Source organism: Vibrio sp. T9 (assembly GCF_003123985.1).
Classification (GTDB): Bacteria; Pseudomonadota; Gammaproteobacteria; order Enterobacterales; family Vibrionaceae; genus Vibrio; species Vibrio diabolicus.
On sequence record NZ_NIGY01000180.1, the window covers coordinates 1 to 297 of the forward strand.

Consider the following 297-nt stretch of genomic DNA (forward strand, 5'->3'; position numbering starts at 1 on the left):
TCAGGCCGCCGAGCAGCACGGTCTGCCCGCTTTGGACGGCCACCTGGGTGGCCACCTCGCGCTGCTGGATCGGGAAGTTGCCGGTGGTGGTGTCCTTGATGCCGGGGCTGCTGACCACCTGGCTCACGTTGAGGTAGACCAGGCCACCTGGATTCACGCGCGGGCGCACGTTGAGGATCACGCCGGTGTCCTTGTATTCCACCTGGCCGATCGTGTTGTCCGTGTTGGCACCGGTATTGACGAAGGTCTGCGTGATAGGAATCTGGTCGCCCACTTCGATATGCGCTTTCTGGTTGT

1 pseudogene is annotated in these 297 nt (G+C 62.6%); it reads right to left on the reverse strand.

Going from position 1 to position 297, the window contains the following annotated elements:
- Positions 1-297, reverse strand: a pseudogene (locus tag CBX98_RS25995) (hypothetical protein); the annotation flags it as partial.